Below are 1,281 nucleotides of genomic sequence, written 5' to 3' on the forward strand. Positions count from 1 at the left end.
GACTGCGAATCTGAAGGAAGCTGGCGGTAAATCTCTGGCCTGACGAACAGGAAGCAGATCAGGCAGTTCCATGTGGGTGAGTTTGCACAACAAAACAAAGCCCAAAACTATCCGAAACATGGCGCTGTACATCTGACAGGTATATGGAGAGAAAGCTTGCGTCCTTACCCGGGGAGATCTGATAAATGGTGGACGGAGGGAGATGCGCGTCCCGAAGGAGCAAGAGCGTGCAGTGATGCATAGCTTATTTAATCAGAAGTCAGCCGAGGCCATAGTATCCGCTTTGAAACGGAGAAGGGCTGAACATTAAACGTCCGAGGAGTATCTCTGGCAACGGGCCCATCGTAAAGAAAGCAGAAAACCCCGGATGGGGAGCTTACCTGTATACGGATATGCTGGAAGCAGAAAGGTAACAGGAAGCGCTGAACGATGGCTTGAAAGAAGGAAAGAAACGAGGAAACAGGAAAAAAAAAGTGCAGGCGGAATGCTACTGGAAAGAATCATCAGCAAAACAAACATGCAATCGGCCTACAAACAGGTCGTTGGGAACAAAGGAGCAGGCGGAGTAGACGGCATAGAAGCGGCAGGCTTTCCCGCCCAGCTTAAAGCAGAATGGGAGACAGTCAAAACTAAGCTTGAAACCGGCATGTACCAGCCGCAGGCTGTAAAACGTGTTACCATCCCCAAACCCAATGGAGGCGAACGTAAGTTGGGCATCCCTACGTATATGGACAGGCTTATACAGCAGGCTATAACGCAGGAACTAACTAAGATGTATGATGCCGGCTTCTCGGAAAACAGCTATGGTTTCCGGTCAGAAAAGAATGCTCACCAAGCCTTGCAAAAGGCAAAGGAGTATATCAATGCAGGCTACAGCCATGTAGTCGACCTTGATCTTGCCCAATTCTTCGACCGTGTTAACCACGACTACCTGATGAATGAATTGAGCCGGAAGATACAGGATAAGCGGTTGCTAAAACTCATCCACAAAATCCTCCGTGCCGATATTCAGGAACAAGGGAAAGTAACACCCTGCAAACAGGGTGTCCCGCAAGGCGGCCCGTTAAGCCCGCTGCTGTCCAATATCATCCTCGATAAGCTGGATAAGGAGTTGGAGCAGCGGGGCCATCGTTTTGTACGCTATGCTGATGATGTAAGTATCTATGTTAAAAGCAAACGTGCAGGTGAGCGTGTAATGGAAAGCATTAGTACTTTCATCGAAAAGGAACTGAAGCTGAAAGTCAACATGGAGAAGAGTTCGGTAACCCGCCCATGGTTCAG

Annotated in this window: 1 protein-coding gene; it reads left to right on the top strand. The window is 48.9% G+C overall.

The window, feature by feature from the left end; translation table 11 throughout:
* Window positions 1–484: 484 nt before the first annotated feature.
* Window positions 485–1,281: group II intron reverse transcriptase/maturase (ltrA, locus tag AC1DYT_RS26690; protein ID WP_477472526.1), on the top strand; the 797-nt coding region annotated here is incomplete at its 3' end.

The organism is Mucilaginibacter sp. P1_D10, from assembly GCF_056406215.1.